Source organism: Muricauda sp. SCSIO 64092 (assembly GCF_023016285.1).
Lineage (GTDB): Bacteria > Bacteroidota > Bacteroidia > Flavobacteriales > Flavobacteriaceae > Croceivirga.
This window is the reverse complement of record NZ_CP095413.1, coordinates 2,458,858-2,482,587: the sequence shown is the minus strand read 5'-3', so window position 1 is coordinate 2,482,587 and position 23,730 is coordinate 2,458,858. Positions and strand designations below refer to the sequence as shown.

Annotated in this window: 16 protein-coding genes and 21 tRNA genes; 30 read left to right on the top strand and 7 right to left on the bottom strand. The window is 40.5% G+C overall.

Going from position 1 to position 23,730, the window contains the following annotated elements; translation table 11 throughout:
- Positions 1–96: 96 nt before the first annotated feature.
- Together L0P88_RS10460 and L0P88_RS10455 are read left to right on the top strand one after the other, a co-directional pair.
- Complete coding sequence (locus L0P88_RS10460; protein ID WP_247134512.1) at positions 97–3,630, top strand: nitrate reductase; 3,534 nt, start codon at positions 97–99, stop codon at positions 3,628–3,630.
- Positions 3,627–5,075, top strand: a complete 1,449-nt coding sequence (locus tag L0P88_RS10455) for a rubredoxin (protein ID WP_247134511.1) — start codon at positions 3,627–3,629, stop codon at positions 5,073–5,075. Before L0P88_RS10460 ends, L0P88_RS10455 begins: the two co-directional genes overlap by 4 nt.
- Before the next feature lie 141 nt (positions 5,076–5,216).
- Here the strand turns inward: L0P88_RS10455 and L0P88_RS10450 are convergent, their stop codons facing one another.
- The 4 genes from L0P88_RS10450 to L0P88_RS10435 all read right to left on the bottom strand — a co-directional run bounded on the left by L0P88_RS10450 (position 5,217) and on the right by L0P88_RS10435 (position 10,972).
- On the bottom strand, positions 5,217–5,948 hold the full coding sequence (locus tag L0P88_RS10450; RefSeq protein ID WP_247134510.1) for an energy transducer TonB: 732 nt from the start codon (positions 5,946–5,948) through the stop codon (positions 5,217–5,219).
- A 503-nt stretch (positions 5,949–6,451) separates the two neighbouring features.
- Positions 6,452–6,898 (bottom strand): YfaP family protein, encoded by a 447-nt coding sequence (locus L0P88_RS10445; RefSeq protein ID WP_247134509.1) that lies wholly within the window; start codon positions 6,896–6,898, stop codon positions 6,452–6,454.
- Between the two features lie 5 nt (positions 6,899–6,903).
- Positions 6,904–9,864, bottom strand: a complete 2,961-nt coding sequence (locus L0P88_RS10440; protein ID WP_247134508.1) for a VIT domain-containing protein — start codon at positions 9,862–9,864, stop codon at positions 6,904–6,906.
- Between the two features lie 88 nt (positions 9,865–9,952).
- Positions 9,953–10,972, bottom strand: coding sequence for a helix-turn-helix transcriptional regulator (locus L0P88_RS10435; RefSeq protein WP_247134507.1), 1,020 nt, complete (start codon positions 10,970–10,972; stop codon positions 9,953–9,955).
- A gap of 157 nt (positions 10,973–11,129) precedes the next feature.
- On the opposite strand from L0P88_RS10435, the gene L0P88_RS10430 reads away from it, so the two are divergent.
- The 28 genes from L0P88_RS10430 (at position 11,130) to L0P88_RS10295 (ending at position 19,733) form a co-directional block, all read left to right on the top strand.
- Entirely contained in the window at positions 11,130–12,518 is a 1,389-nt protein-coding gene (locus L0P88_RS10430; protein ID WP_247134506.1) for an RtcB family protein, read from the top strand.
- Positions 12,515–12,868, top strand: coding sequence for a hypothetical protein (locus L0P88_RS10425; RefSeq protein WP_247134505.1), 354 nt, complete (start codon positions 12,515–12,517; stop codon positions 12,866–12,868). Before L0P88_RS10430 ends, L0P88_RS10425 begins: the two co-directional genes overlap by 4 nt.
- Complete coding sequence (locus tag L0P88_RS10420; protein WP_247134504.1) at positions 12,846–13,592, top strand: DNA polymerase beta superfamily protein; 747 nt, start codon at positions 12,846–12,848, stop codon at positions 13,590–13,592. Before L0P88_RS10425 ends, L0P88_RS10420 begins: the two co-directional genes overlap by 23 nt.
- Positions 13,589–14,662, top strand: a complete 1,074-nt coding sequence (locus L0P88_RS10415; RefSeq protein ID WP_247134503.1) for a DNA polymerase beta superfamily protein — start codon at positions 13,589–13,591, stop codon at positions 14,660–14,662. Before L0P88_RS10420 ends, L0P88_RS10415 begins: the two co-directional genes overlap by 4 nt.
- A 684-nt stretch (positions 14,663–15,346) precedes the next feature.
- Positions 15,347–15,420, top strand: a tRNA-Lys gene (locus tag L0P88_RS10410).
- A gap of 6 nt (positions 15,421–15,426) precedes the next feature.
- Positions 15,427–15,513, top strand: a tRNA-Ser gene (locus tag L0P88_RS10405).
- A 5-nt stretch (positions 15,514–15,518) separates the two neighbouring features.
- A tRNA-Ser gene (locus tag L0P88_RS10400) sits at positions 15,519–15,609 on the top strand.
- A 2-nt stretch (positions 15,610–15,611) separates the two neighbouring features.
- Positions 15,612–15,683: transfer RNA gene (locus L0P88_RS10395), tRNA-Asn, on the top strand.
- 4 nt (positions 15,684–15,687) lie between these two features.
- Positions 15,688–15,761: transfer RNA gene (locus tag L0P88_RS10390), tRNA-Cys, on the top strand.
- An 8-nt stretch (positions 15,762–15,769) separates the two neighbouring features.
- Positions 15,770–15,852 (top strand) — tRNA-Tyr (locus L0P88_RS10385).
- 6 nt (positions 15,853–15,858) lie between these two features.
- A tRNA-Gly gene (locus tag L0P88_RS10380) sits at positions 15,859–15,930 on the top strand.
- A 10-nt stretch (positions 15,931–15,940) separates the two neighbouring features.
- A tRNA-Trp gene (locus L0P88_RS10375) sits at positions 15,941–16,011 on the top strand.
- A gap of 5 nt (positions 16,012–16,016) precedes the next feature.
- Positions 16,017–16,088, top strand: a tRNA-Arg gene (locus L0P88_RS10370).
- 8 nt (positions 16,089–16,096) lie between these two features.
- Positions 16,097–16,169, top strand: a tRNA-Thr gene (locus tag L0P88_RS10365).
- 6 nt (positions 16,170–16,175) lie between these two features.
- A tRNA-Pro gene (locus L0P88_RS10360) sits at positions 16,176–16,247 on the top strand.
- Positions 16,248–16,317: 70 nt separating this feature from the next.
- Positions 16,318–16,389 (top strand) — tRNA-Glu (locus L0P88_RS10355).
- A 5-nt stretch (positions 16,390–16,394) separates the two neighbouring features.
- A tRNA-Val gene (locus L0P88_RS10350) sits at positions 16,395–16,466 on the top strand.
- Positions 16,467–16,471: 5 nt separating this feature from the next.
- Positions 16,472–16,544: transfer RNA gene (locus L0P88_RS10345), tRNA-Met, on the top strand.
- Between the two features lie 5 nt (positions 16,545–16,549).
- A tRNA-Leu gene (locus L0P88_RS10340) sits at positions 16,550–16,623 on the top strand.
- Positions 16,624–16,629: 6 nt separating this feature from the next.
- A tRNA-Leu gene (locus tag L0P88_RS10335) sits at positions 16,630–16,706 on the top strand.
- A gap of 1 nt (position 16,707) precedes the next feature.
- Positions 16,708–16,779: transfer RNA gene (locus L0P88_RS10330), tRNA-Arg, on the top strand.
- Positions 16,780–16,784: 5 nt separating this feature from the next.
- Positions 16,785–16,855: transfer RNA gene (locus tag L0P88_RS10325), tRNA-Gln, on the top strand.
- 6 nt (positions 16,856–16,861) lie between these two features.
- Positions 16,862–16,935 (top strand) — tRNA-His (locus tag L0P88_RS10320).
- A gap of 5 nt (positions 16,936–16,940) precedes the next feature.
- Positions 16,941–17,013, top strand: a tRNA-Phe gene (locus L0P88_RS10315).
- A gap of 29 nt (positions 17,014–17,042) precedes the next feature.
- On the top strand, positions 17,043–17,528 hold the full coding sequence (locus L0P88_RS10310) for a ribonuclease H-like YkuK family protein (RefSeq protein ID WP_247134502.1): 486 nt from the start codon (positions 17,043–17,045) through the stop codon (positions 17,526–17,528).
- Positions 17,529–18,113: 585 nt separating this feature from the next.
- Positions 18,114–18,176: transfer RNA gene (locus L0P88_RS10305), tRNA-OTHER, on the top strand.
- Between the two features lie 56 nt (positions 18,177–18,232).
- Positions 18,233–18,511 (top strand): hypothetical protein, encoded by a 279-nt coding sequence (locus L0P88_RS10300; protein ID WP_247134501.1) that lies wholly within the window; start codon positions 18,233–18,235, stop codon positions 18,509–18,511.
- Positions 18,512–18,632: 121 nt separating this feature from the next.
- Complete coding sequence (locus L0P88_RS10295; protein WP_247134500.1) at positions 18,633–19,733, top strand: slipin family protein; 1,101 nt, start codon at positions 18,633–18,635, stop codon at positions 19,731–19,733.
- 35 nt (positions 19,734–19,768) lie between these two features.
- Here L0P88_RS10295 and L0P88_RS10290 read toward each other — a convergent pair whose 3' ends face one another.
- The 3 genes from L0P88_RS10290 to L0P88_RS10280 form a co-directional block, all read right to left on the bottom strand.
- Entirely contained in the window at positions 19,769–20,827 is a 1,059-nt protein-coding gene (locus tag L0P88_RS10290) for an SIR2 family protein (RefSeq protein ID WP_247134499.1), read from the bottom strand.
- A gap of 9 nt (positions 20,828–20,836) precedes the next feature.
- Positions 20,837–22,738 (bottom strand): Piwi domain-containing protein, encoded by a 1,902-nt coding sequence (locus L0P88_RS10285; protein WP_247134498.1) that lies wholly within the window; start codon positions 22,736–22,738, stop codon positions 20,837–20,839.
- Between the two features lie 67 nt (positions 22,739–22,805).
- The gene (locus L0P88_RS10280; protein ID WP_247134497.1) at positions 22,806–23,729 is read right to left on the bottom strand and encodes a sugar kinase; all 924 of its coding nucleotides are present in this window, start codon (positions 23,727–23,729) and stop codon (positions 22,806–22,808) included.
- Position 23,730: the final 1 nt, after the last annotated feature.

The following is a 23,730-nucleotide window of genomic DNA, read 5'->3' as shown; positions in this document are numbered from 1 at the left end:
TTTTAAAGCCTTCTTTTTATCATTTCCTTACTACGTATTACTACGTAAATCTCTAATTTTCGAACATGTAAAAGCTTGTTATAATTTGCTCGCTTCATGTCTAGAAAAGAACGGTTTAATACGATTTGTTCCTATTGCGGAGTAGGCTGTGGCATTACCGTACAAAAAGATGCCAAAGGGGTTTTGAGTGTTGAAGGAAACACGGAATACCCCGTAAATCAGGGCATGCTATGCACCAAGGGCAAGACTTTGAATTACGTGGCCCAGGATACTTCGGATAGAATTTTATACCCTGAAATGCGATGGAGCCGCGGCCATAAAAAACAACGGGTAAGTTGGGACATGGCCTTTAAACGTGCTGCAGCGGTTTTCAAAAGTATCATTGACCAATATGGCCCTGATAGCGTGGGGTTCTACGTCTCCGGTCAATGCCTTACCGAAGAATATTACCTTGCCAATAAATTGACCAAGGGGTTTTTGGGCACCAACAATATTGACACCAATTCCCGTCTTTGCATGAGTTCGGCAGTAGTGGGTTATAAGAAAACCGTTGGTAATGATGCCGTGCCCATTGCCTACGCGGATATTGAATTGGCCGATTGTTTTTTAATCGCCGGTGCTAATCCGGCTTGGTGCCACCCCATTCTTTTTAGGCGCATTGAAAAGCACAAAGAGGAAAATCCAAACGTGAAGTTGATTGTTGTTGACCCACGTAAGACACAGACCTGTGAACTGGCCGACCTACATCTTCAGATACTTCCCGGTACCGATGTCATTTTGTTCAATGCCATGGCCCGTTGGCTTATCGATAAAAAGAAAATAGACCGTGTTTTTATAAAACGACATACTTCAAATTTTGAGGCCTGCCGATCAAAGGCTTATGAGCTTACCATTGGACAAGCCGCCGAAAAATGTGGAATCACTGCGGATGAGATCAAAAAGGCGGGCAAAATGATTGCAGACGCCAACGGGTTCATCAGTATGTGGACCATGGGATTGAATCAAAGCGTCATTGGAGTGGACAAGAACGTTTCGCTCTTGAACCTGTCATTGCTTACCGGACAAATTGGAAAGCCCGGATCGGGCCCTTTCTCATTGACTGGACAACCAAATGCCATGGGCGGGCGCGAAGTGGGGGGTATGGCAAGTTTATTGGCCGCCCACAGGGATTTAGGCAATCCAAGGCACCGAAGGGAAGTTCAGGATTTTTGGGGGGGAAAGGAAATCAATGGAGAACCCGGTCTCACGGCCACCGAAATGTTCCATGCTTTGGAATCCGGTAAAATGAAAGCCGTGTGGATCGTTTGTACCAATCCTGTGGTAAGTCTGCCAAACTCCAAAAAAGTTGAAAAAGCCCTTGAAAAGGCCAACTTTGTGGTCGTCCAGGATATTTCGCATCATGCCGAGACCACCCAATATGCAGATTTGTTATTGCCGGCGGCAGGATGGTTGGAGAAAGAAGGAACCATGACCAATTCCGAGCGTCGCATCAGTTATTTGCCCAAGGTCATTGATGCACCCGGGGAGGCATTGCCGGATGCAGAAATATTATGGCGGTTTGCCCAAGAAATGGGGTTTCCCGGTTTTGACTATAATTCCGTGGGTGAGGTATACGACGAGTATTGCTTAATGACCAAGGGAACCAATATCGATATCTCGGGCCTTTCGCACGAAAGGCTGAAAAAAGAAGGGAGTTTTCAATGGCCGGTTCCCCATGCAGCACATCCGGGCACCCCGCGCCTTTTTAACGACAACAACTATTTTACTTCTGATGGAAAGGCGCATTTCAATGCGCCCAAACGCTTAATCAATACATCGGAAAGGACCGGCCCTGAATACCCATTGATCTTGAATACCGGTCGTGTCCGCGACCAATGGCATACCCGGACCAAAACGGGTAAGGTAAAACGCCTGTTGACCCACATTCCGGCTCCTTACCTGCAAATGAACCGCGTGGATGCTTATGTACGCGGTTTAAAAAATGATGATATTGCAATCGTGAACAGCCGGCGAGGCTCCGTTCGCGTCAAGGTCAAAATCGATTTTGACATTCGGGAACGGGTGGTCTTTTTGCCCATGCACTGGGGCAAAATTTTGAACAACGATTTCGGCAGGGCCAATAACCTAACCGGGGATTTGATCGATCCCATTTCCAAAGAGCCCGACTTTAAATACTCCGCGGTACAGGTCGAAAAATATCAAAAACCCAAAGAAAAAATCATCGTCATTGGTGCAGGGGCAGCCTCCTATCGTTTTATACAATCGTTTCGGGAAAAGAACGAGGTTGATGAAATACAAGTGTTCTCCAAAGAAAAATATCCGTTTTACAACCGTGTGCTCCTTCCCGAATATGTGAATGAGGATTTACCCTGGGAAGCCCTCCAAAAATTGAAGAAGGGGGAGCTGAAAAGCCTTAACGTTACCCTTCATGGCGAAAATGGCATCCAAAAAATCCTTCCCCGGGAAAAAATTGTCATTGATGACAAGGGATCAAAACATTCGTATGACAAATTAATAATCGCCACCGGTAGTCGTGCCTTTGTTCCCAATGATGTGCGACTTGATCTGCCCGGTCGTTTTACCATGCGCGAGCGCAATGATGCGGATGCCCTAAAAAACTACTTAAAAGGGACCGGGCTTCCCAACCAGGAGCAACATGTGGTTATTGTAGGGGGCGGCCTTCTGGGCCTTGAACTCGCTGCCGCACTCAAAAAGAAGAACGTAAACATCAGTATCATTCAACGTGCCCCACGGCTTATGGAAAGGCAATTGGACCCCATCTCCAGCAGATTGCTGGCAGAAGATGTTGTAGATCGGGGAATACAATTGTACTTTGACAATGAGGTAAGCACCGTATTTGGGGAAAAGGAAGGTAAAAACATTTTAAACGTGGTCCTCAAGACAGGAAAAACCTTGAACTGCAATGCTATTGTTTATGCCATTGGTACAAAGCCCAATATCCATATCATCAAAGAAGCCGGTCTGGCAACAAGAAGGGGTGTTGTGGTGGACCCATATCTTAAAACAAGCGATTCCAATATTTTTGCCCTGGGTGAAATCGCCGAATTTGAGCACGCGCTTTTCGGTATTACCTCTGCTGCGGAACAACAGGCCGATATTGCCGCCAATTATCTTTTGGGTGATTTGAGCAATAGCTATTCGGGTTCCGTTCCCATGAACATTCTTAAGTTCGAGGACTTGGATCTTTGTAGTATTGGTATGGTCAATACACCAAAGGATGATTCCAGCTACGAAGAGATTCTTCTAATGGATGTGAGCAAGCGCTTTTACAAAAAATGCATTGTAAAGGATGACACCCTCAAAGGGGCTATTTTGATGGGGGACAAAAGTGAATTTGCCGAATTCAAAAGATTGATAGAAGAGGAAATTGAACTGTCCGATAAGCGGGAAGAATTGTTGCGCGGCAGTTCAAACAGTGAACCCTTAAAAGGGAAGTTGGTCTGCTCCTGCTCCCAAGTGGGTGTGGGAAACCTGAAAGACGCCATTGCCAGTGGGTGTGGGGATTTCAAGGAACTTTGTGCCCAAACCGGTGCCGGGCTGGGCTGTGGAAGTTGTAAGCCGGAAGTAAAAGCCATCCTAAATGAACAACAAAGAACAACGGCGGCATGAGCGTAAAAAATGACGATCTACATCGAATTTTGATCAAAGGCGGAGTGACCTCTCCCGGGGAGCTCAAGGATGGCATCACCATGTTGGAGATGGCCGGACTTTCAGAGGTGTTTTTTGGTTCCCGGCAAGATTTGCTGTTCCCCTTGTCCAAAGCTGAAAAAACAGCACTCAACAAAAATTCAAGGTACAGTTCCCATATCGTATCTGACCGTAGTTTTCAAAATATTGTATGCTCATACGTTTCAGCCGATATTTTTGATATGACCTTTTGGCTCAAGGGGTCAACCTACCTCTATCTGCTGGAACAGTTCGATTTTAGCCCCAAACTCAAAATCAACATCACCGACCCCAAACAACGACTGGTGCCCATTTTCAATGGAAATTTGAATTTTATCGCCTCTGAACAAGAAGATTATTGGTACCTCAACATCTTTCTTCCACACTGGAAAAAAAGGGCCTACTATCCCGTTCTGATCTACAGTTGGGACATTGTTCAAGTATCAAATGTGATTGAGGCCATTTATCCCACAATCGATAACGTGGATCAGCTGTTTTCGATACTTAGCCAAAACCTGCAAACGAACAATCGTACGGTATCAAAACCACTTGAAGTGCCGTTTTTGACCTTCCCTTATTATGAAGGAATGAATCGTATGGGACTTGATAAGTTTTGGTTAGGCCTCTATTGGCGTAACAATCGATATGATTTGGGGTTTTTGAAGGATTTTTGTGGTTTTTGTTTGGACAACAGTATTGGGAAAATATGCATCACCCCCTGGAAATCCTTCATTGTTAAAGGAATCCGAAAGGAAAGTCGCCCGGATTTAGAGCGTTTCCTCGGCCAAAAAGGAATCAATGTACGGCACTCACAGCTCGAAATGAACTGGCACCTGCCCGTAGATGATGATGCAGCCCTGGAACTCAAAAGGGATTTGGTCAAGCATTTCAACGAAAATGACATTAGTACCTATGGGCTGACTTTTGGCATTAGTAATGATGTGGGAAAACGTTCGCATTTTTCCTCAATTATCATTGAAAAGAATCCTATTCCCGAAGTTATTAAGGATTTCGAGGTCAAACCCACATTCAACGTATTGCACTTTAAGAATTTTGACCCAAATTCCGATGCATATGTGCTCTATGCCCAGGAAGTGGACAAATCACAGTTGAGTCAAGTCCTAATGGAGTTGAGCAAAAAGTACTTTGCACAATTGTACGCTGGAAAAGAACGGACGGAGAAGACGCATAAGAAGGTTGAACAAGAATTGCAGGAAGTGATGCAATGCCAAAATTGTTTGACCATTTATGATGCCAAAGTTGGGGACGCCCGTTCGGGAATATCTCCGGCCACAACCTTTGCAAAGTTACCGGACGATTACACCTGCCCTGTATGTGGGAGCGAAAAATCACACTATTCCATGGTTAAATTGGCCATGGGAACCTGATGTACTGCGCTATAAAGGATGGACCCAGCCTCCACCGATCAAAGTCCATATGAGTTGCCCTTTTGAAATCCAACGGTTCTACAGTGAGTGTCCTGAAAGCTGCCGAGTCAATACGATTTGATTGCCCAGGGCAAACTATAATTATTGTGCCTTAAAAACAAAGTTTATGGGAACGCTGTACCCCACTTTGACGTTTTTTCCCCGTTGTTTTCCAGGAGTCATTTCCGGCAAACTGGCAATTATCCGCACCGCCTCTTCCTCCAGGATACGATCCGGCCCTCTTTGCCGAATATTTGCCACTTTTCCGTTGGCATCCACTTCAAAGGTTACAAATACCCTTCCTTTAATGCCCAATTCCAAAGCAACTGCGGGATAGACCAAATTGTCGTGAATATGTTCCTGTACTTTTTGGTTAAAACATTCCCTTTTTTCCTCTTCGGTTTCCAAGCCCTCACAACCCGGAAATATGGGTGCTTTTTCGATGACGGCGAACGGCACCGATATTTCTTCCTCAACTTCCTCAACCTCTACGTCATCCACACGAACCACCACATCTTCAATATAAGTCTCCTGACTGCTTTCCGTAGTTTCAATAATGGTCTCCTCAATGTCGGCCACATCATCAACAATTTCGATGACATCCGGGGCGTTGGGCGGTGGTGGAGGCGCTTCTACCTTAACCTGTTCGGTTTGGGGAACCTCTTCGTCAAAATCTTCCACAACTTGTACGATTTCAGCAAATTGTTGTGGCTTTTCATAGGTTTTCATTTCGAGAAGCCTCCATGTTGTGAACAACGCTAAATTGAGACCTATCAAAAAGTATAACCCAATGTTTCTGTCAATGTCTGCTTTTGGATACTTTTTAGGTTTCATGGCATTTACTTTTACGGTTTACATAAAGAACTCATTTAAACTTTTTCAAATGGCTAAAAAATTTTCCTTTTGCACCCATTTTTCATCTTTTTTTCCTTCCGTAGCCCAGCTATGCAACTCAAAAAAGCCTTCAACTGGGCACAAAATCCCTAATTTTCGTCTCATTCCAAAAAGTTTAAATGAGTTCAAAGGTATTTTAGCCTGTTGACCTACAAAATGATCCGAATCAGTTCAACAAACATTATACTGAAAAATAGGTTTGGTCCACAAAAAAACCCTCAGCTTGTGCCAGGGCTTTTTTAGCACTTGGTAATCTCACCTGAGATTGCGCTTTTTTGTATCTATTTTCAATGACTTGTAAATCAACCTGAATACTTACCTAACAAAAATGGAACCAGAATAATGTCTGATTTTAAATGTCCTTTTTGCCATATAGAACCACGGTTTGATTGAAGGGGTACATGTCAACATACGTCCGTTTGATGTCACATTCCTTTCTAAAATCAAAATCTAAAACTCCCAACCTCCAGTACATCCTCTTCTTGTTCAAGTCTTACAATCATAGTTTCCTTCTTTTCGTTCGACCTGCCATAGTTGGTAAACATCGTAACTTTTAAAACTGTTGGACCAAATATTTTTTGAACATTGTCTGCATAATAATCTACCAAAATCTTATACTCCCCTCTGGGCGCCTCTTTAAGCATAAACACTTCGGGGCCATAACCTTCTGTCATATCTTCTGACATACGGCCTCCAATCTTGGTTTTTGCATTATTGTAATATGCTTTTTCACCATTGGGGTCCACCACCCATAAATCAATATCGGTGTCGTTGTGGTTCCAATCTATGACAACCCGAACATCAACAGGCATTTCTTTGAACTTTTCCTTTTTGGTCTTGGTCAGCTTTAGCTTCTTCCCGCACGTATTAACCAATCTGGTCAACTCCACAAATGCTATTTGCTCAATACCATAAAACGCTCTTCCTCATCTTTCTCCAACAATTCACCGCTATATATTTTATGAAGTATATCAAAGCTTTCTTGAATTTTGCCATCACACTCATAGGCCAAAGCTAAATCGCGGTACGATTGTGGCTCCTCTGGTCTCAATTCCAACACTTTTTTGTAAACAATGGATGCCAATCCATACTGCTTAAAATATTCTAGCTTGTATGCCAAGGCTTTCATGATCTCATGATTGTTCAACTCTATTTCCATAAGATTGGTCAGAATTGTAATTGCGATATTGGATTTCCCCTTTTTGTCAAAGAAGTCCGATACGTCCAAATAAAAAGACGGGCTATTGGAATAGTCATTTCTAATCTCAAAATATTTTTTATATGCTGATTCAACCGTGCGTTCCTTTTCCAAAATCTTGATATAAGGAGTGTTTGGGTTCCATGCTTTTAATTCTATTTTCTCCGCAATTTTTCTATCCAATTCCGCTATGGCTTCCGTATTGGATTCCAGACCTTTTTTTGTGGTGATAATAATAATCCCATTTGCTCCCCTACTACCATACAATGCGGAAGCGTTCATGGCTTTTAACATCTGGATGTCTTCAATATCCTCTGGGTTGATTTCCTGGATTCCGTTGGCATTCGCAGGAACCCCGTCAACTATATAAAGTGCATTGCTTTCCCCTGAAATCGAATTAGCACCTCTTACGGTCACAGTTGTTCCATCGCCTGGCACACCGGAATTCTGGGTAACTTGAACTCCAGCAGCCCTACCTTGCAAGGATTGCGCAACCGATGTCACGGAAGCGGTCATTTGCTGTACTCTTTGAACACCGTGTCCTACAACCACCACTTCATTAAGACTGGATGTATCCTCTTCCAAAGAAATTGAAATTGAATTTGACTCTCCGATTACCACATTCGAGCTTGAATATCCTAGGTAAGAAATAACGAGTTCATCTTCTTTTTCCGCATGGATTACAAAATTGCCATCAAAATCCGTTGTTGTTCCGTTGGTGGTTCCCTTTACTACCACATTGGCACCCGGGAGTGGAACATTATTGGAATCCAAAACCGTTCCTGAGACCATTCCCCTTGTAGAATCTATAGCTATGTTCGTTCTTGTGGATGAAGAAGTATTGTTTGTTGTATGAACGGCCCCTGAAGATCTACCGGTATTTTGAGTATTTGATGTTTCGTTTTTGGATGGTCTGGTTTTTTCCTTTGGATATGTTGTATTGTACCAATCCAATAGGGTCTCATAATCGTCAAATAAATACTCCTTCCTATCATTTAAATCTTCCTGTTTTTCAGCTTCGGCCGACTTTAAATCCCTAATACGTTCTTTATATTCAGCCCTCAATTCTTGAGGTGGTTCAATACGATAACGGACGTAATCCTCAATTCTATCCAAGATTAACATAGAGGTATAATCCGTAATTAAATGGTGGGTCTTGGCAAGCGAGATGATTTGTTCCTTATTGCTTTTTTTATGCGCATTTAGGTGCTTCAATTTCTGTTTGGCCCAAAGCCTCTTGATCAATTCGTTTTCTGAAGTTTTTCTTATGGGAGCCTTTACGCGTTCGGTCACTTTTCCTTGATACCCAAATAACAGTTCAATTGTGGTTTCTTCGGAAAATCTCCCTGAAATGGAAAAATCCCCATAAACATTGGTTTTGGTCCTTGGATATACTTCATGGATAGCGCTGTTGGAAACGGTGCCTAAAAATTGAAAAGTCTCTTCCTTAAGTGCATTCAAAGCCTCTATTTGTGGCAATCGAACGAGGTTCACATAATTGCCTCCCGAAGAGGTCGCTATTGTATTAAGCGATTCATGATTTGCAGCTATACTGGAATTGATGGTATACACCACTTGTTTGTTTGCGGTTGGGAAATCCCCAAGATTTGCCAATCCGTCCGTGAACAGTAAGATTTCATCTGATTTTGACAACGACTTGAAAAGGTTCAAAGACGTTCCACCGTCATACTTGGTCTCCAAAAGTACTTTTTTGAGCTCTTCCCAGTTTCCGTCCAGTATTCTGTAAACAGTGTTTTGATGCACGGAATTGCTAAAGGCAATAAAGTGAACCTCTACCGCTCTCAAATACTCAAAATAGGCGTCCAGAATTGACAGTTCTTTGTCCAGATTTCTATTTGCCAAAGAATACGAAGTATCCCAAAGCAAAGTAATCTTTCCAGGCTTTTGTTTTAACCTTGTATTCGGTTTGAGCTTCTTGTTGAGGTAGAAATAATCTTTATAACTTAAGCTATTGGCTTCATTATTTGAATTTGGTAATTCTACAATAACTGGAGAAGATGGTTTATGATTCCGAAGTTCAATACTAGCGGTAAAAACACCATTCCCTTCTTTAAAAACGAAGTTTTTGTAGTTGGCACTTTTAATCTTAGGCAAGGATTCTCCATTAAACGCTTGTAACCGTATTGAAAAATTTTCCAGTTCCTCATCCAAGCTTAATGGCAGCTCATAGGTGTGATGTTGATTGAATGCAGCCAGTTCTTGTTCAAAGGTCAATACAATGTGCTTATATTCTTTAGGTAATATTGGATAGACCCTGGCTTTGTAGTTGTTCCCTTCTGTTTTTTCAAGAAGGCCCGGATCAATCGTTTGCCTTACAGTGTTTTCAAAAGCAACTCGGGCCAGCTCCTTTTCTACAATTACTGCATCTCGAAGCTTCCCATTGACATCCATGGCAAATTGCGAAACCGCTTGCCCTTCTGCCAACGGAAATACCAATTCTCCCTCCAGAGTGCGGTCCAATTCATTATAAAACCTCATATCATAGGTCGTCTTCGCAAAATTGCCCACAATACTGACGTTAATTTTCAAGCCGGACAGCCTTAACTGACTTGAATCGTTTAGTTTAACCTTTAAGGATTCTTGGGCAAAAACCTGGGCGAAAATGAACAGGAAAACAAGTGACGCTATCTTTTTCATGGTTAGTTATTTTCAGTTGTTGGACCAAAACTCTATATAAACCATGACGCAAAAAATCAACAATGAGTGAAAAGGCGCCCCCGATGAGTTAAATGGGTGGAATCCTATATTTCCCTACTGCATTCCTCAGCTTCTCAGCAATTCGGTTTCTCAATTTTTCGGGTTTTAGCACCTCCATGGATTCTCCAAAACCCAAGAGCAGACGTTCCAACTCAAAGTTGGGTTTTACCAAAAAGGTAATTTCAATGCTTCCATCTTCGTATTCTTTGACCAAACGTTGTGAATGATGTAAAGGTTTCGTCAATACATAAGGGGCGTTGTGTTTGTCAATCCACAACTTGACAACGGACGGACGCACCCTACTTACCGTTACGCCAACCACATCTTTATAGAAAGCATCAGCATCAAAATCGTTTTCTTCATAAGGAGTTGAGAAATCATAATCCACAGCAACAATTCTGTCCAACGCGAGATTGACAACTCCTCGGTTTTTATTGCCCATACCGATTAAAAACCACCGATTGTTGAATTCCTTTAGCAAATACGGGTGAAACGTAATCAGGTTCGCTTCAGTGGCCTTAAAGGACTTGTACTCCACTTTTAGGACGACTTTCTTTTGAATAGCTTGGTACAATTCATCCAGCCAATGTAGGCCCTTAAGGTTTTCATTCTTATCAAGATGGATGATGGAAGAACTTCGAGTTTTCTCAGTATAAACCTTGTCTTCCAATCTTTGGATAATACCTCCTAGTTCAGAGAACAACGAGAAGTCTTTAAACTGCTTCAACATTTCCACTGTTTCGGAGAGCACATTCATGTCATTTTCATTTAAAGGGATCTCCGTCATCGAATAGCCCTCATCGGCATAGCGGTAGTATTTCCTATCATACACCTCTATGGGGGCATTGTAGCCCAATTTGTCACTGCGCATCATCTGAATGTCCAACTGTACCGTGCGCTTGCTGACATTGATAGACCGTCCCTCATATTCATATAGTGCATCGGAACAAGCTTCGATTAAATCTTTCAGAGTCCATTGACGATACCCATTCTGCAAGCATTTATCAATGGTTTTGTAGCGAATCAGTGCATTTTTATTGAGGGCCATACCATCTATTTTTATTGAAAATTAATGATTTCATTTATCTGCGCAAAAAGAATGCGTAGTTAGTGTTAAATCTTTGTATGGAATCATAAAGCGCCTTTAAGCGCATCAGTAGTGCTCCGTCGAACGGGGAGTCGACGGGGCTTCAAAAAGAAAAGAAATGGAACCAAAAAATATCTTTACAGGAAAGGAATTGATAGCGCTAGGCTTCAAATCTGGAAAATGGTTTAAGGAGGCTATTGCTTATATCAATGAAAACCAATTGCAAGGCGACGCTTTGAATAACTACTTGGAACAATTCGAGTCGCCACCTGCAGTTGGCATACATAAAGAAGCCATTCCTTTTTCGGTAAACATTAGGGCAGAAAATGAAATGGAAGAGACGAATGTCAATTCTGTTATTGAAACAATGGACGCCTTAATGAAGACTCCAACATTGGTGGACGGGGCCATAATGCCTGATGCCTGTCCTACAGGTCCAGCGGGAACTATTCCAGTAGGCGGAGTGGCCGTTGCCAAAAATGCAATCCACCCGGGAATGCACAGTGCGGACATCTGTTGTTCCGTATTGTTGACAGATTTTGGAAATGCGGACCCAAAGGATGTATTGAACGCTGCGCATGGGGTAACCCATTTTGGTCCAGGTGGTCGTTCCAGGGAAGATCAATTTCGATTTCCAATGGAATTATTGGCAGAGATTGAAGGCAATTACTTTTTGAATGACCAAAAGTGTATTTCCGCGGCAAGATCCCATTTAGGAACACAAGGAGATGGGAACCATTTTTTATTTGTGGGAATCTCTAAGGAAACCGGTAATACGATGATGGTGACACATCACGGTAGTCGAGGTTTTGGAGCCAACTTGTATTCTAAAGGAATGAAAGTGGCCGAGCGTTTTCGAAAAGAATTGTCTCCTGAAACCTTAAAGCAAAATGCATGGATTCCCATAGATACTGAAGAAGGTGAGCACTATTGGAATGCACTACAAATTATCCGAAAGTGGACCAAGAAGAACCATGAATGTATTCATGATGCCACTTTAGCCAAATTGGGCATCAACCCAGAGAATCGCTACTGGAATGAACATAACTTTGTGTTTCGTGATGATGAGTTGTTTTATCATGCCAAAGGGGCTACGCCCTTGGATGCCAAATTCATGCCTGACATTACAGGGCCAAGGCTGATTCCTTTGAATATGTCCGAACCCGTGTTGATTGTTGAGGGCGAAACCTCCAGGACAAACTTGGGTTTTGCGCCTCACGGGGCAGGACGTAATGTGAGCCGAACACAACATAGAAAGAGCAAGGAAGGTACTTTTCAGGAGATATTTGATGAAGAAACGAAAGGATTGGATGTTCGCTTTTTCTCGAATGAGATTGACATCACCGAATTGCCAAGTGCTTATAAAAATGTCGAAACCGTTAGAAACCAAATAGAAGAATTTGGTTTGGGCACCGTGATTGATGAGGTAATTCCTTATGGCTGTATCATGGCAGGGGATTGGAAGAAGAATGCGTCTTGGAAGAAAAAACGAAATAAGGGAAAATGAGTTTTAAAGTTCAAATTAAAAATGAATTACATAAAAAATTTTGGAATATACTTCTTGTTGACTCCGTAAACGAGTGGTGGGAAGATGAACATTGGCAAATTCAGTGGAAACATTCTCAAGGTCTTAAAATTTATATTCAGTTCTTGATTGACCCACTGGATGATTCTGAAAAACTCATTTGGGAGATTAGAGCTTCAAAAAAATTAATACCTAATCGACTTTTATCTGAAAATGATGTTGAGATTGTCTCAATATGTATGGGCAAAAGGAAGTACAGCATAAAACTTAAAGAGTTTATTTCTGAAATTGAAAAATTTAGAATAAATTATGAAAAGAAAAATTCTAAATAAGCTCTCAGAGATAGAGCGAGAAAAGAATATAGAGATACTATTCGCTGTAGAATCGGGAAGCAGGGCTTGGGGCTTCGCTTCGCCGGATTCAGATTATGACATTCGTTTTGTGTACAAGCATAATAAGGATTGGTATTTGAATCTTTGGGAGCAAAAAGATTCCATTCAATTTATGACTGATGAGGATTTGGATGGTTCTGGATGGGATGTTCGAAAAGCACTCAAATTGTTAGCAAAATCCAATGCCTCCTTTTTGGGATGGTTGTTTTCTCCTATTGTTTATAGGGCGAATGCTGCCTTTCTCAACGAGATAAAGGAATTGGCCGCAAACAATTTCAATCCTGTTTCCGGATTTTATCATTATCATAGTATGAACAGGGGTTTTGAAGAAACCTTGGGTTCAGATAGAATGACGTTGAAAAGTTTCTTTTATGCTATTCGCACTGCCTTATGTGCTAAATGGGTGTATGAAAAGGATACGATTCCTCCTGTGTTTTTTAAGGAACTATATCCTTTAATCGATGTAGAATATCATAGGATGTTGGACAATCTAATACTCTTAAAGAGCAAGCACATCGAAAAAAGTAACGAACCTGTTGCCCCTGTTTTGATTGAGCTGGTCAAACAAGTGGTTAATGAAAATGAAGGTGTGAAAAATGATTTGATCAACCGGAAACCAAATCCTAAAGAATTCAATAACCTCTTTTTAAAAACCATATCATGACCATAGAGGAGCTAAAGAAATCCGGGAGCATTATTTTCGAATGCATCAGCGGAAGTAGGGCCTATGGACTGGACACACCCTCATCCGACACGGATATCAGGGGTGTGTTCATTCTTCCCAAGCAACACTTTTATTCTTTGGACTACATAGGACAGGTAAACAACGAATCAAATGATATTGTGTATTATGAACTCCGCAAGTTCATTGAGCTTTGCTCAAAGAACAATCCGAACATATTGGAATTACTGAATGTTCCAGAAGAGTGTATTCTTTATAAACATGAAATTTTCAACGAAATAAGATTACAGCTTTTCTTATCAAAGCAATGTGAAAAATCATTTGCCAACTATGCCTACGCACAAATTAAAAAGGCCAGAGGACTAGAGAAAAAGATTGTGAATCCAGTTGAAAAGGAACGCAAGTCCGTTCTGGATTTTTGTTTTGTCTACAATCAAGGGAGGTCGTTGCCCCTGAACATATTTCTTGAAAAAAATAATATCCAACAAGAACATTGCGGTATATCCAACATAGCTCATCTAAAGGATTGTCACAACTTATATCACAACCCAAATATCCCATTCAAAGGAATCATAAAAAGTGATAAGGCAAACGATATTGCATTGAGCTCGATACCCAAGGAAGAAACACCTATTGGAATGTTATTTTTCAATAAAGATGGTTATTCATCATACTGTAAAAAGTATAAAGAATACTGGGATTGGGTAGGCAAACGAAATGAGGAACGCTATAAAACAACCGTGTCACATGGTAAAAACTACGATTCCAAAAATATGATGCATACCTTCAGGTTGCTACATATGGCCAAAGAAATAGCATCAGAACACACAATCCATGTCAAACGCCCGGATCGAGAGTTTTTATTGGACATAAAGCATGGAAAATATGAGTATGATGAGTTGGTAGGTTGGGCAGAAAATCTGAAACGAGATTTAGAAAATCAATATGTTGAATCCATTTTACCAATTCGCCCACAAATTAACGCTATAAATGATCTATTGTGCGCTCTTCGAGAAAAGTTCTATTTGGAAAATTTGGGAGCAAGACATTAATTCGTGCATATTTGCACCAGAAATGAAAAACGGTAGAGTACATATTAAACCAAGAGCGCTGATTAGCCAGTGTAGCTATCGCTGGATATTGGAATTATCCTCGCGAAAGGGACGTGATGTGTCTAGTTTAAATGGATGTACCCATTGATTTAAAAAAAATCTTGATACTATATACAAAGCGTCCAATACAACGGGCGCTTTTTTTATGGATTATTTTAAGATCATGTTTGAAAAGTAAAAAAACATAAAACAGGGTAATTGAAACAGAAAACAATTGAGAGACAGGCGATTGTAGAATGTTAAAAATCTGCTGAAAAGCGGACAGGGATTCTATTATCCAAACATAGCTTAACTAATTGATAATCAAGTAATTAATTTTAAATTTATCTTGGATAATTCAAAAATTGATTTCATATTTGCAGCGTCATTTCCAGCGAATTCAGGATTAGGCATAAAAGAAAAGAAACCATGAGACAAAATAGTTTACAGCACAATACAGAATGGTGTTTTGGCTTTCGCTCGCCGATACTCATGGTCGAGTATTATAGTGATGTGAAATCCATTAATAAAACAAAAAGGGAGGGTATACATATGTAAATCTGATAACAGAACATATGCTAAGTATAGTTAAAGGCACCTCTCGAAAAGAGGTGCTTTTTTTATGTCGTTCATTGAAATAAAGATTGACTCGTAGCTCAGCAGGTTAGAGCAAGGCCCTTTTAAGGTCGAGGTCATGGGTTCGATTCCCATGGGGTCAACAAAACGGAAGGACAAGCCAATGGGCGGTGGCCACACTCTTGAAAAGTGTTCGGAGATAACGACTCGTGTGGGTTCGACTCCCACTCCTTCCGCAAATGGAGAGTAGATAAATATTGGTTTGTTATGCTTGTCTGCTAAGCAAGTTCACGGTCCTCGTGATAAAGGTTCGATTCCTTTACTCTCCGCCAAAGATATTGTAGCTCAATGGTAGAGCAAAGACCTGTTAAGTCTGAGGTTGTAGGTTCGAGCCCTACCAATATCGCTAAGACAAGGTGGCTGAATGGATTAAAGCAGCAGATTGCAAATCTGTTTTTTGCAGGTTCAAATCCTGTCCTTGTCTCAAATTATGGAAGCATTGAGCAATTGGTTGGCTCGCCAGACTGTAAATCTGGTCTCTTCGGAACATGTAGGTTCGAGTCCTACTGCTTCCACAACAGGCATCTATGGTGTAATTGGCAACATAGTAGACTTCCAATCTTCAGTTTCGAGTTCGAGTCTCGATAGATGCTCCTATAAAACACGTTCATGGTGTAATGGTAGCATGCGAGTCTCCAAAACTTGTGGTTAGGGTTCAAATCCTTATGGACGTGCAGAAGCATCTATGGTGTAACGGATAGCACAAGAGACTTCTAATCTCTAAGTCTAAGTTCAAATCTTAGTAGATGTACAAAATAGGGTTCATTGGGGTAATGGCTATCCTTCCCGACTAGTCTCTCGGGAGATACGAGTTCGATTCTCGTATGAACCGCAAAATCTAGGGGAATAACAATGGCTGTTTACCCGCTTTGGAAGCGGGAGGTTGCAGGTTCGAATCCTGTCCCTTAGACAGGACGAAGCGATTAGAAAATGTCTGGTAGACATTTTTAGCGCACGGGCCAACTGGCGGGTTGGCATATGCTCCGTTGGTCAAATGGTCAAGACGCCACACTTTCTATGTGGAACTAAGGGTTCGATTCCCTTACGGAGTACTATTTGAGGCATAGCTCAGTGGAAGAGCATCACGCTTACATCGTGATGGTCATAGGTTCGAATCCTATTGCCTCAACAAATTGAGATGTAGCTTAAAAGGTAGAGCATCGCTCTCATAAGGCGAAAGATTCAGATTCGACTCCTTACATCTCAACACAAGCAGGGATAGCCGAATTGGTATAGGCGCCAGATTTAGAATCTGGAATTTGAGAGTTCGAATCTCTCTCCCTGTACTTTTTGCTCCACTAGCCCAAATGGAAGAGGCAATGGACTTAAAATCCATACAGTCCAAGTTCGAATCTTGGGTGGAGTACCATAGGCTTATGGTGTAATGGATAGCATGCAAGGTTTCGACCCTTGTGGTATGGGTTCAAATCCTATTAGGCCTACAAATTAATCTGTGGTGCAATGGGAGCACACTGGACTTTGACTCCAGAGATGAAGGTTCGAATCCTTCCAGGTTAACAAAATGGTGTCTCTAGCTTATCCGGTAAAGCACCCCACTGTGAATGGGGAGAACAGGGTTCGAGTCCCGGAGTACACCCAAAATGGAACAGTAGTGTAGTAGGTCTGCACGTTGGTTTGAAGCACCAGAGGTATCCGTTCGATTCGGGTCTGTTCCACAACAAAAAAAGAATAATGATTAGAAATCATGAAAATAGCAGTCAACAAATGGAGAAATTTTAGTGGTAAAGCTTTTGACAAGTCCATCACAACACTTGTCGAGGAGGCCATAGTCAGGGAGCAAAAGGCGGGATATCGACTTAAGATTTGTGTAGGGTCCGATTCGCAAGCCTATAAATCTTATGTTGCCTATGCAACTGTAGTGGTTATACTTAGGGAAGGCAAAGGAGGATTTATGTTTATCAAAAATCTGAAGGGAACTACTAAAATAAGCACTAAAGAACGAATGCTCAAAGAGGTAGCCATGTCTGTTGAAACAGCCTATGCCATCTGTCATATTCTTGACAGATACGATGTCGAACTTGAAGTTCATGCGGATATCAATACGGATCCAAAATTTGAATCAAATGTGGCATTAAAAGAAGCTATGGGCTATATCCTTGGGATGAGGTTTGTTTTTAAGGCAAAACCCAATGCTTTTGCAAGTTCATCTTGTGCAGACTTGGCGGTATAACCCAACATTTATTAAATAATATTTACTGCGCAAAATCACTGCGCAGTACTGTTGGAATCTTTGTCATGTAATTAAATGGAAGCTTTTGGAATCAGCTTCATAGTAGTGCCTCGTCAGACGTGGGTAGCTGGCGAGGCTTAATCAAATACCTCTTTAGCTTAAAAGGAAGAGCTGTGGTAAAAGACCTTGGATCGTAACCACAGAGTGATTGGATGATGTTGTTGGTGGCGTGCCCGTCAATAAATAGAATTTGCAGAAGCACCGAAATGAACAAGATTCAAAGTAGGGAAGCGCATTTAGAGCCAATCTATTCGTTTCGACGAAAGTGCCAGTTCGAATCTGGCAAGAGGTACGAAGTCCATTGAAAAAGATTCCCGTAGGAGTTTATGCTGAGCATAATCGAAGTACGGGAGCAAGATATCAAGCAGGTCTTGTTGGGTGTCTCTGTATGGCACTATTGTATGAAGCTTTGCCGAAGGGCATTAGGTTTTCATGTGCAACTTGACTTGATGGTTTCGGTTGTTTTCCAAAAAATAGCCCCCAGTTCTGTGAGTCATGGGTTCGAATCCCATCAATCCCAAAGGGGATTGTAGTTCAGTTAGGTCAGAACAGCAGATGGACGCGCAGGTTCGACTCCTGCCGAGGTCACCTTTTTTTAGATCTCGTAGCTCAGTTGGTAGAGCACCACGCTCATAACGTGGGATATGGATTTTAAATCCATTCTTGACAAGATGGTCACTTGTAAAAAGACCTCCGGATCGTCACTCCGTATGTGGCAAGAAACCGTAGTTCTGTATCGGTTGTTTTTCCCTGGTGGAGCAAACAACAGTCTTGAAACTACCTTGAATTATTGCTATTTTGATGTAAAGGGCCATTTTGTTGCCGGTCATCCCTCCTTTTGGAAAACTGATGCTTATGCTATCAACAGCCCATCTGGAAGCATGACGTTAAAACAAATGGCACCTAAGCTCAAAAACCAATAGTTCCGTATCGAATGGATGATATACAACCACGGTTTCCTTTGTAAAGCAAGTAATTGGAATCTATGCACATAGTTTAACCCGTTCGTCCGTCATATGATGGGGCGGACACAAATTTTAAGTAATGAAAAGAGTACGAATCAATGCAGGAAAAGTAGGTTTGGTCTTCAAAAAAGGAGATTACCAAAAGGTGATTCCCCAAGGAACACACTGGGTAGGCCTCAAAACCAAGGTTATGGTATATGACCTTACCGAAGCCTTTATAGCTCCCATAGCATTGGAAATCTTGCTACGGGACCAAAGCTTGGAAGCCATGTTGCATGTTATTGAAGTCAAGGATGCTGAATTGGTTTTGGTTTCTGAAAACGGAAATTTGAAACAAGTCCTTACTGCGGGCAAATATGCTTTCTGGAAAGGTTTGATCGATTATGGGTTCGTCAAGGCGGACTTGAGCAAAATCTATATCACGGAAGATATCAGCAAGGCAATGTTGGGTCATCCTCAATTACGGGCCTATGTTCGTACTTTGGAAGTTGCGGCTTATGAGAAGGCTGTTCTTTTGGTGGATGATGTGTATATCAAAACACTGGAAAGCGGTACATACTACTTTTGGAAAAATGATATCACCATCAAAATTGCCCGGGCCGATATGCGTCAATTGCAATTGGAAATCTCTGGTCAGGAACTGTTGACCAAAGACAAGGCTGCCATTCGTATCAACTGCTATACCCAGTATAAGGTTATGGATATCGAAAGGGCCTTATTGGACAACAAAGACTATGAAAAGCAATTGTACATCGCAATGCAGTTGGTCTTGCTTGCCTACATCGGCACCTACACCTTGGATGAGCTTTTAGAGCGTAAGGAAAGCATTGCGGAAGCCGTGTTTGCAGATATCAAGGAAACCGCTGCCCAGTTGGGTGTTACCGTTTTGAGCTGTGGTATTCGTGATGTAATCCTGACCGGTGAAATGAAAGAGATCATGAACCAGGTTTTGGTGGCCCAAAAACGCGCTCAGGCCAATATCATTACCCGACGTGAAGAGACCGCTTCTACCCGAAGTTTGTTGAACACCGCAAAGCTGATGGAAGAAAACGAGATGCTCTTTAAGTTGAAGGAGATGGAGTATGTTGAAAAAATCGCCGATAAAATCGGGGAGATTACCGTCTCCGGAAATGGGGGTATGGTCAAACAATTGAAAGAGATTTTCGCTGTCAATAAATAGTGTTGAAATGCGTCAATGGAAGTTGGCGCATTTTTTTATTGGAAGGGTGCATCTTTAGAATCATGGATGTGTTGAGTAAGATAATCTTTATTCATCTTTTCTAGCAGAAACTTCTTTGCCCCAATTGGTTCAACAAGAATTGATTCTTTTGTGATTTTCAACTTTTTTGAAACACTTTTTACCAACTTATCGCCGTCATCATTTGGACCAGCTACAATCAAAATTTTGGCTTCATCCTTCTCAATAACCGCTTGTGAAATAATATTATTTATATAATCATCAGAAAAACTATAACCTAAGCATATTATTAACTTAGTCTCAGCCTCCAAGCATAGTTTTCTGAATTCCGATGAAAAGAAAAAATATGGATCAATTGATGTCATTTTGTGCTGAATACCAAAAATTAATTCTGGAGATTCAACCGGGTCATCACTAATCTTCAACTTACTAATTTGTTCGTCAGTTGTATACCAATTAATTGAACCATGTAGTTTATATAGGAAAAAGTCCTTGCTGTCATGTGAATCAAAGTTGGCATAATGCCACTCTTTAGTACTCGAATCAAAACCTAACTCTATACTTTGACTTTTACCAACTACCCTTTCAAAACATAAGTCGTAATTTAGAGTAAACACTCTTAAAAGATTTCCTATTTCATTTTTTAGACTAGCAAAACCTTCATAATAATTCGCTTTTCCGTAGTCTTTTAGTCTTACCCACTCGTTCAGCTTGTTAATAATTAGCTCCTTAAAGGCAGTTAGATTGGTAAAATTATCTCCTGCTAAATCCATTAATCTCATATTCCATGTGCCAATAAATGGATACATAATATTCTTGTCTCTCTTTTCTATTTCTGTAATTACAATTAGTAGCTTCTCAACATTAAAAGGATCATTGAAATTTCCAAAAATACCATCAGCATATTGAATGCTACTTTTTAGATAGTAGTACAATTCTTTGAATTGGGACCATTTAGGATCATCTATTACTAACATTTCTATTTGATCTACCATTTGAAATGAAATCGGAATTTCCGCTTCATGGCTTGCGCCCGCGCCTAGCAAAAACAGTATGTTCTCTCCTGCAATTTCCATCTTAAAAGTTTATAAGAACCATGGTTTATTAGTAGAAAAAATTCCCTTTTCAAAACCGTCAAAACCTTCGAAGGCTTTGGTATATTCTGCTATAATCTTTGAATAATAAACAGATATCGGTATTGATTTGGCATTAAATCCTCTCCAATTTGCACCAGATAGGTTGAGTACATCCTGCAGGTAGGTTTTATCCTCTGCTTTTGAAGTTGACTTTGAGTTTAAGAACTTTATATGAACTGGGTTGCTGATTCTTTGAAAAACTATTTCTTTCCCATATTGCAAACCTTCAAACCAAACCAAATATTCATTTTTGGCTAACTTGATATAACTGCTTTCATAAGGCACTTGTGTATTATGACGACTGAACCCAAAGAATTTGTTGTCCGTATTTATCTTAATAACTTTGAAGTCCACGTCTTTAAATTGGCTGAGAGCTTCGTCCATTGAATCAATTTCCTTTTGCTTAATCTTAAATGGAACATGCAAAACTACTTTCCTATATTCTGTAAATTCTTGTTCTAAAAGAGACATTAAATTCTTTTTCAATTCTTCTAAATAGGACTGTTCATCTTCAGACTCTGAAAGAATAGATAGTTTTTTATAAATACCTGATGAATCTAGGCAAATTGAGTACGCCAAATATTTGTGTATTTTCCCGGTAGATTCATCGTATTTGTGAGAGCTCCCAATTCCTAAAATTAAACAATCGTGATTGCTGGGTTTGACTAACCAAGGAACTCCTCCGAGTTTAGAAAAAATCTGTAAACCAATATTGGAGGTTGACCATTTTAAGGAATATTGCGACCCTACTCGTTCTTTGCTTAGAACTTGTACCGGTACATTCTCTCGGAGTAGATTATACTTCAAATAATAATACGGGGAGTCTGTTTCGGGATTATTGTCTTCACTACTTTCTTCCAAGAGTATAGCAATTATTCTCTTTTCGATATGCTTTTTTTTGTAATCAAGAATTTTGGATATTGACTCCTTTAGACTATCTAAGCTAATTTCTTTTATGGGAACCCTTTTGACGTTTTCTTTAGACAATGGAAGCCCAAACATTTCTGACATTCCTGGGAAAGTCCCAGGGTTAGTCTTGCCTATCAGACTGAGATAAATGTCGTTTGCAAATGATTTAAAACTATCCTCGAATATGAATAAATATGTTATATCTGAATCAACGCTTCTATAAGGGCCATAGTTTTTGACCCCTTGAAACTGAGAAAAACCAATCTTACCATTTCCAAAAACATATTGCTTTTTTTCCAGCTTATTTGCTGTAAGATTTACTAAATCATTATTGAATTTAAGCTCATCCATTTCTGTTCTAAAAACAAGCAAGTCTTTAAGTTTATAATCTATAAATCCTCTTATCTTTTGATACTTGTCTGCGTAATAGTTCTTATTACTTCTATAATTTTTATCTAAGCTCAAGCTTAATCGTTGCACCTCTTTGTTAAACGCTAAACCTTGTTTTTTTCTAAATCGAAAATCAATTAGAAATCCAAATTGTTTTTTTGCTTTTAAGTAGTATGGGGCAACATTAATTACTTGATTACCGTAATCCGTCTCATTGAGAATGAAATCAAAGGAGGTTTCAAATCTTTTACGGCGTATATTGAAGGTAAGGGAATCGTCCTCAATTGTTTCTAGTTTATTTCTAAGTAAAGTGGACAACCACCTTTTGGTAAGCTCAACATTTTCCCATATTGAGCAAGTGTATTCTTCAAAGCCTTCTCTATTATCAAAGGATACAATGAATTTTTGATATTCCTCATTATCTTTTGGCACTAAACTATAAACATGTAATGCTTCCTCTTCAATGGCTTGTTGATTATATTCCGTTCTAAACAATTGAATTGTTCCCTCTTCATTGAGGAGATTTATGAAATTTAATTTTATTTCTTCCATCCTGTTTGTAGCTATTAGCTCGTAAGAAAATAACAACTTTATTTGTAGTCCTACAAATATTATTGTTCTAAATAATCAAATTTGCCTTCTCATCGGCTATTCCAATACTGAGCGTATTCCCCGAGTTAAAATTCAAAAAGTCAGCTTCAATTCCATCGCTAAAAATCACTCCGTTTTGGGGCATCTTGGATTCAATTTTTAGTCGTTGGTTTTTCGTAATCGTCCCATACCCCAAATCTATCTGTGACATTTTGCTCAAAAAGGGTTCGCGAACCACAAATAACAGTTTTTCATCCTCCCAATTTATACGAGCATCAAACGCTCTCTTTTGTTTATAAAAGTATTGATTGATGTTATTGGTCATATTAAAAACCGAACTGATCCAACCCGTAGCACCGGCTCCGGTGGACACCAAAATTCCACTGGAGGATTGACTTTCCTTTTTTCCTTTGAACTCAAGGTTATATCGTGACGAAACATGGGATGCTACACCAATATAGAAATCATTGAATGCCAACAAAGTCTGACCGTCATTCATAGCAGCTTTTGCCATAGTCACTTTTTTTGATTCATATGTCCCATTGACAAAACCTTTGATTGCGGACAGAAACGTTTGTGGACCATGAGGCAACAAAATACCATCGTAGCGTTCCTCATCCGGGTTTACGGCTACTATAGGAAGTCCTTTGACATATTTGGCCGTATTCGCAACCAGCCCATCTTGACCAATGACCACTATCACATCTCCTTCTGCGAACATATACGTTGGCAAATAAGAGCGAAAAAGGACTTTGCTCTTGAACAAAGGGGAAATTGCTTTTTGAACATGGCCAAGGGAGGTATAAAATTTATTGTGCTCTTGTTCATAGAAACCGAAATCCTCCCCTGAACGCTCCAAATAAAACTTGGCCTGGGCTTTTGAATTGAAACGCTCTATGAGTTGCTCAAGCCTAGTTTTATCCCTAACAATAATGATTTTATCCAATTCCATA

Excerpts from the sequence above, each read along its gene's own strand:
- L0P88_RS10460 (WP_247134512.1), top strand. The coding sequence starts at position 97 with ATGTCTAGAAAAGAACGGTTTAATACGATTTGTTCCTATTGCGGAGTA.
- L0P88_RS10455 (WP_247134511.1), top strand. The coding sequence starts at position 3,627 with ATGAGCGTAAAAAATGACGATCTACATCGAATTTTGATCAAAGGCGGA.
- L0P88_RS10450 (WP_247134510.1), bottom strand. The coding sequence starts at position 5,948 with ATGAAACCTAAAAAGTATCCAAAAGCAGACATTGACAGAAACATTGGG.
- L0P88_RS10440 (WP_247134508.1), bottom strand. The coding sequence starts at position 9,864 with ATGAAAAAGATAGCGTCACTTGTTTTCCTGTTCATTTTCGCCCAGGTT.
- L0P88_RS10435 (WP_247134507.1), bottom strand. The coding sequence starts at position 10,972 with ATGGCCCTCAATAAAAATGCACTGATTCGCTACAAAACCATTGATAAA.
- L0P88_RS10430 (WP_247134506.1), top strand. The coding sequence starts at position 11,130 with ATGGAACCAAAAAATATCTTTACAGGAAAGGAATTGATAGCGCTAGGC.
- L0P88_RS10425 (WP_247134505.1), top strand. The coding sequence starts at position 12,515 with ATGAGTTTTAAAGTTCAAATTAAAAATGAATTACATAAAAAATTTTGG.
- L0P88_RS10420 (WP_247134504.1), top strand. The coding sequence starts at position 12,846 with ATGAAAAGAAAAATTCTAAATAAGCTCTCAGAGATAGAGCGAGAAAAG.
- L0P88_RS10415 (WP_247134503.1), top strand. The coding sequence starts at position 13,589 with ATGACCATAGAGGAGCTAAAGAAATCCGGGAGCATTATTTTCGAATGC.
- L0P88_RS10310 (WP_247134502.1), top strand. The coding sequence starts at position 17,043 with ATGAAAATAGCAGTCAACAAATGGAGAAATTTTAGTGGTAAAGCTTTT.
- L0P88_RS10300 (WP_247134501.1), top strand. The coding sequence starts at position 18,233 with ATGGATTTTAAATCCATTCTTGACAAGATGGTCACTTGTAAAAAGACC.
- L0P88_RS10295 (WP_247134500.1), top strand. The coding sequence starts at position 18,633 with ATGAAAAGAGTACGAATCAATGCAGGAAAAGTAGGTTTGGTCTTCAAA.
- L0P88_RS10290 (WP_247134499.1), bottom strand. The coding sequence starts at position 20,827 with ATGGAAATTGCAGGAGAGAACATACTGTTTTTGCTAGGCGCGGGCGCA.
- L0P88_RS10285 (WP_247134498.1), bottom strand. The coding sequence starts at position 22,738 with ATGGAAGAAATAAAATTAAATTTCATAAATCTCCTCAATGAAGAGGGA.
- L0P88_RS10280 (WP_247134497.1), bottom strand. The coding sequence starts at position 23,729 with ATGGAATTGGATAAAATCATTATTGTTAGGGATAAAACTAGGCTTGAG.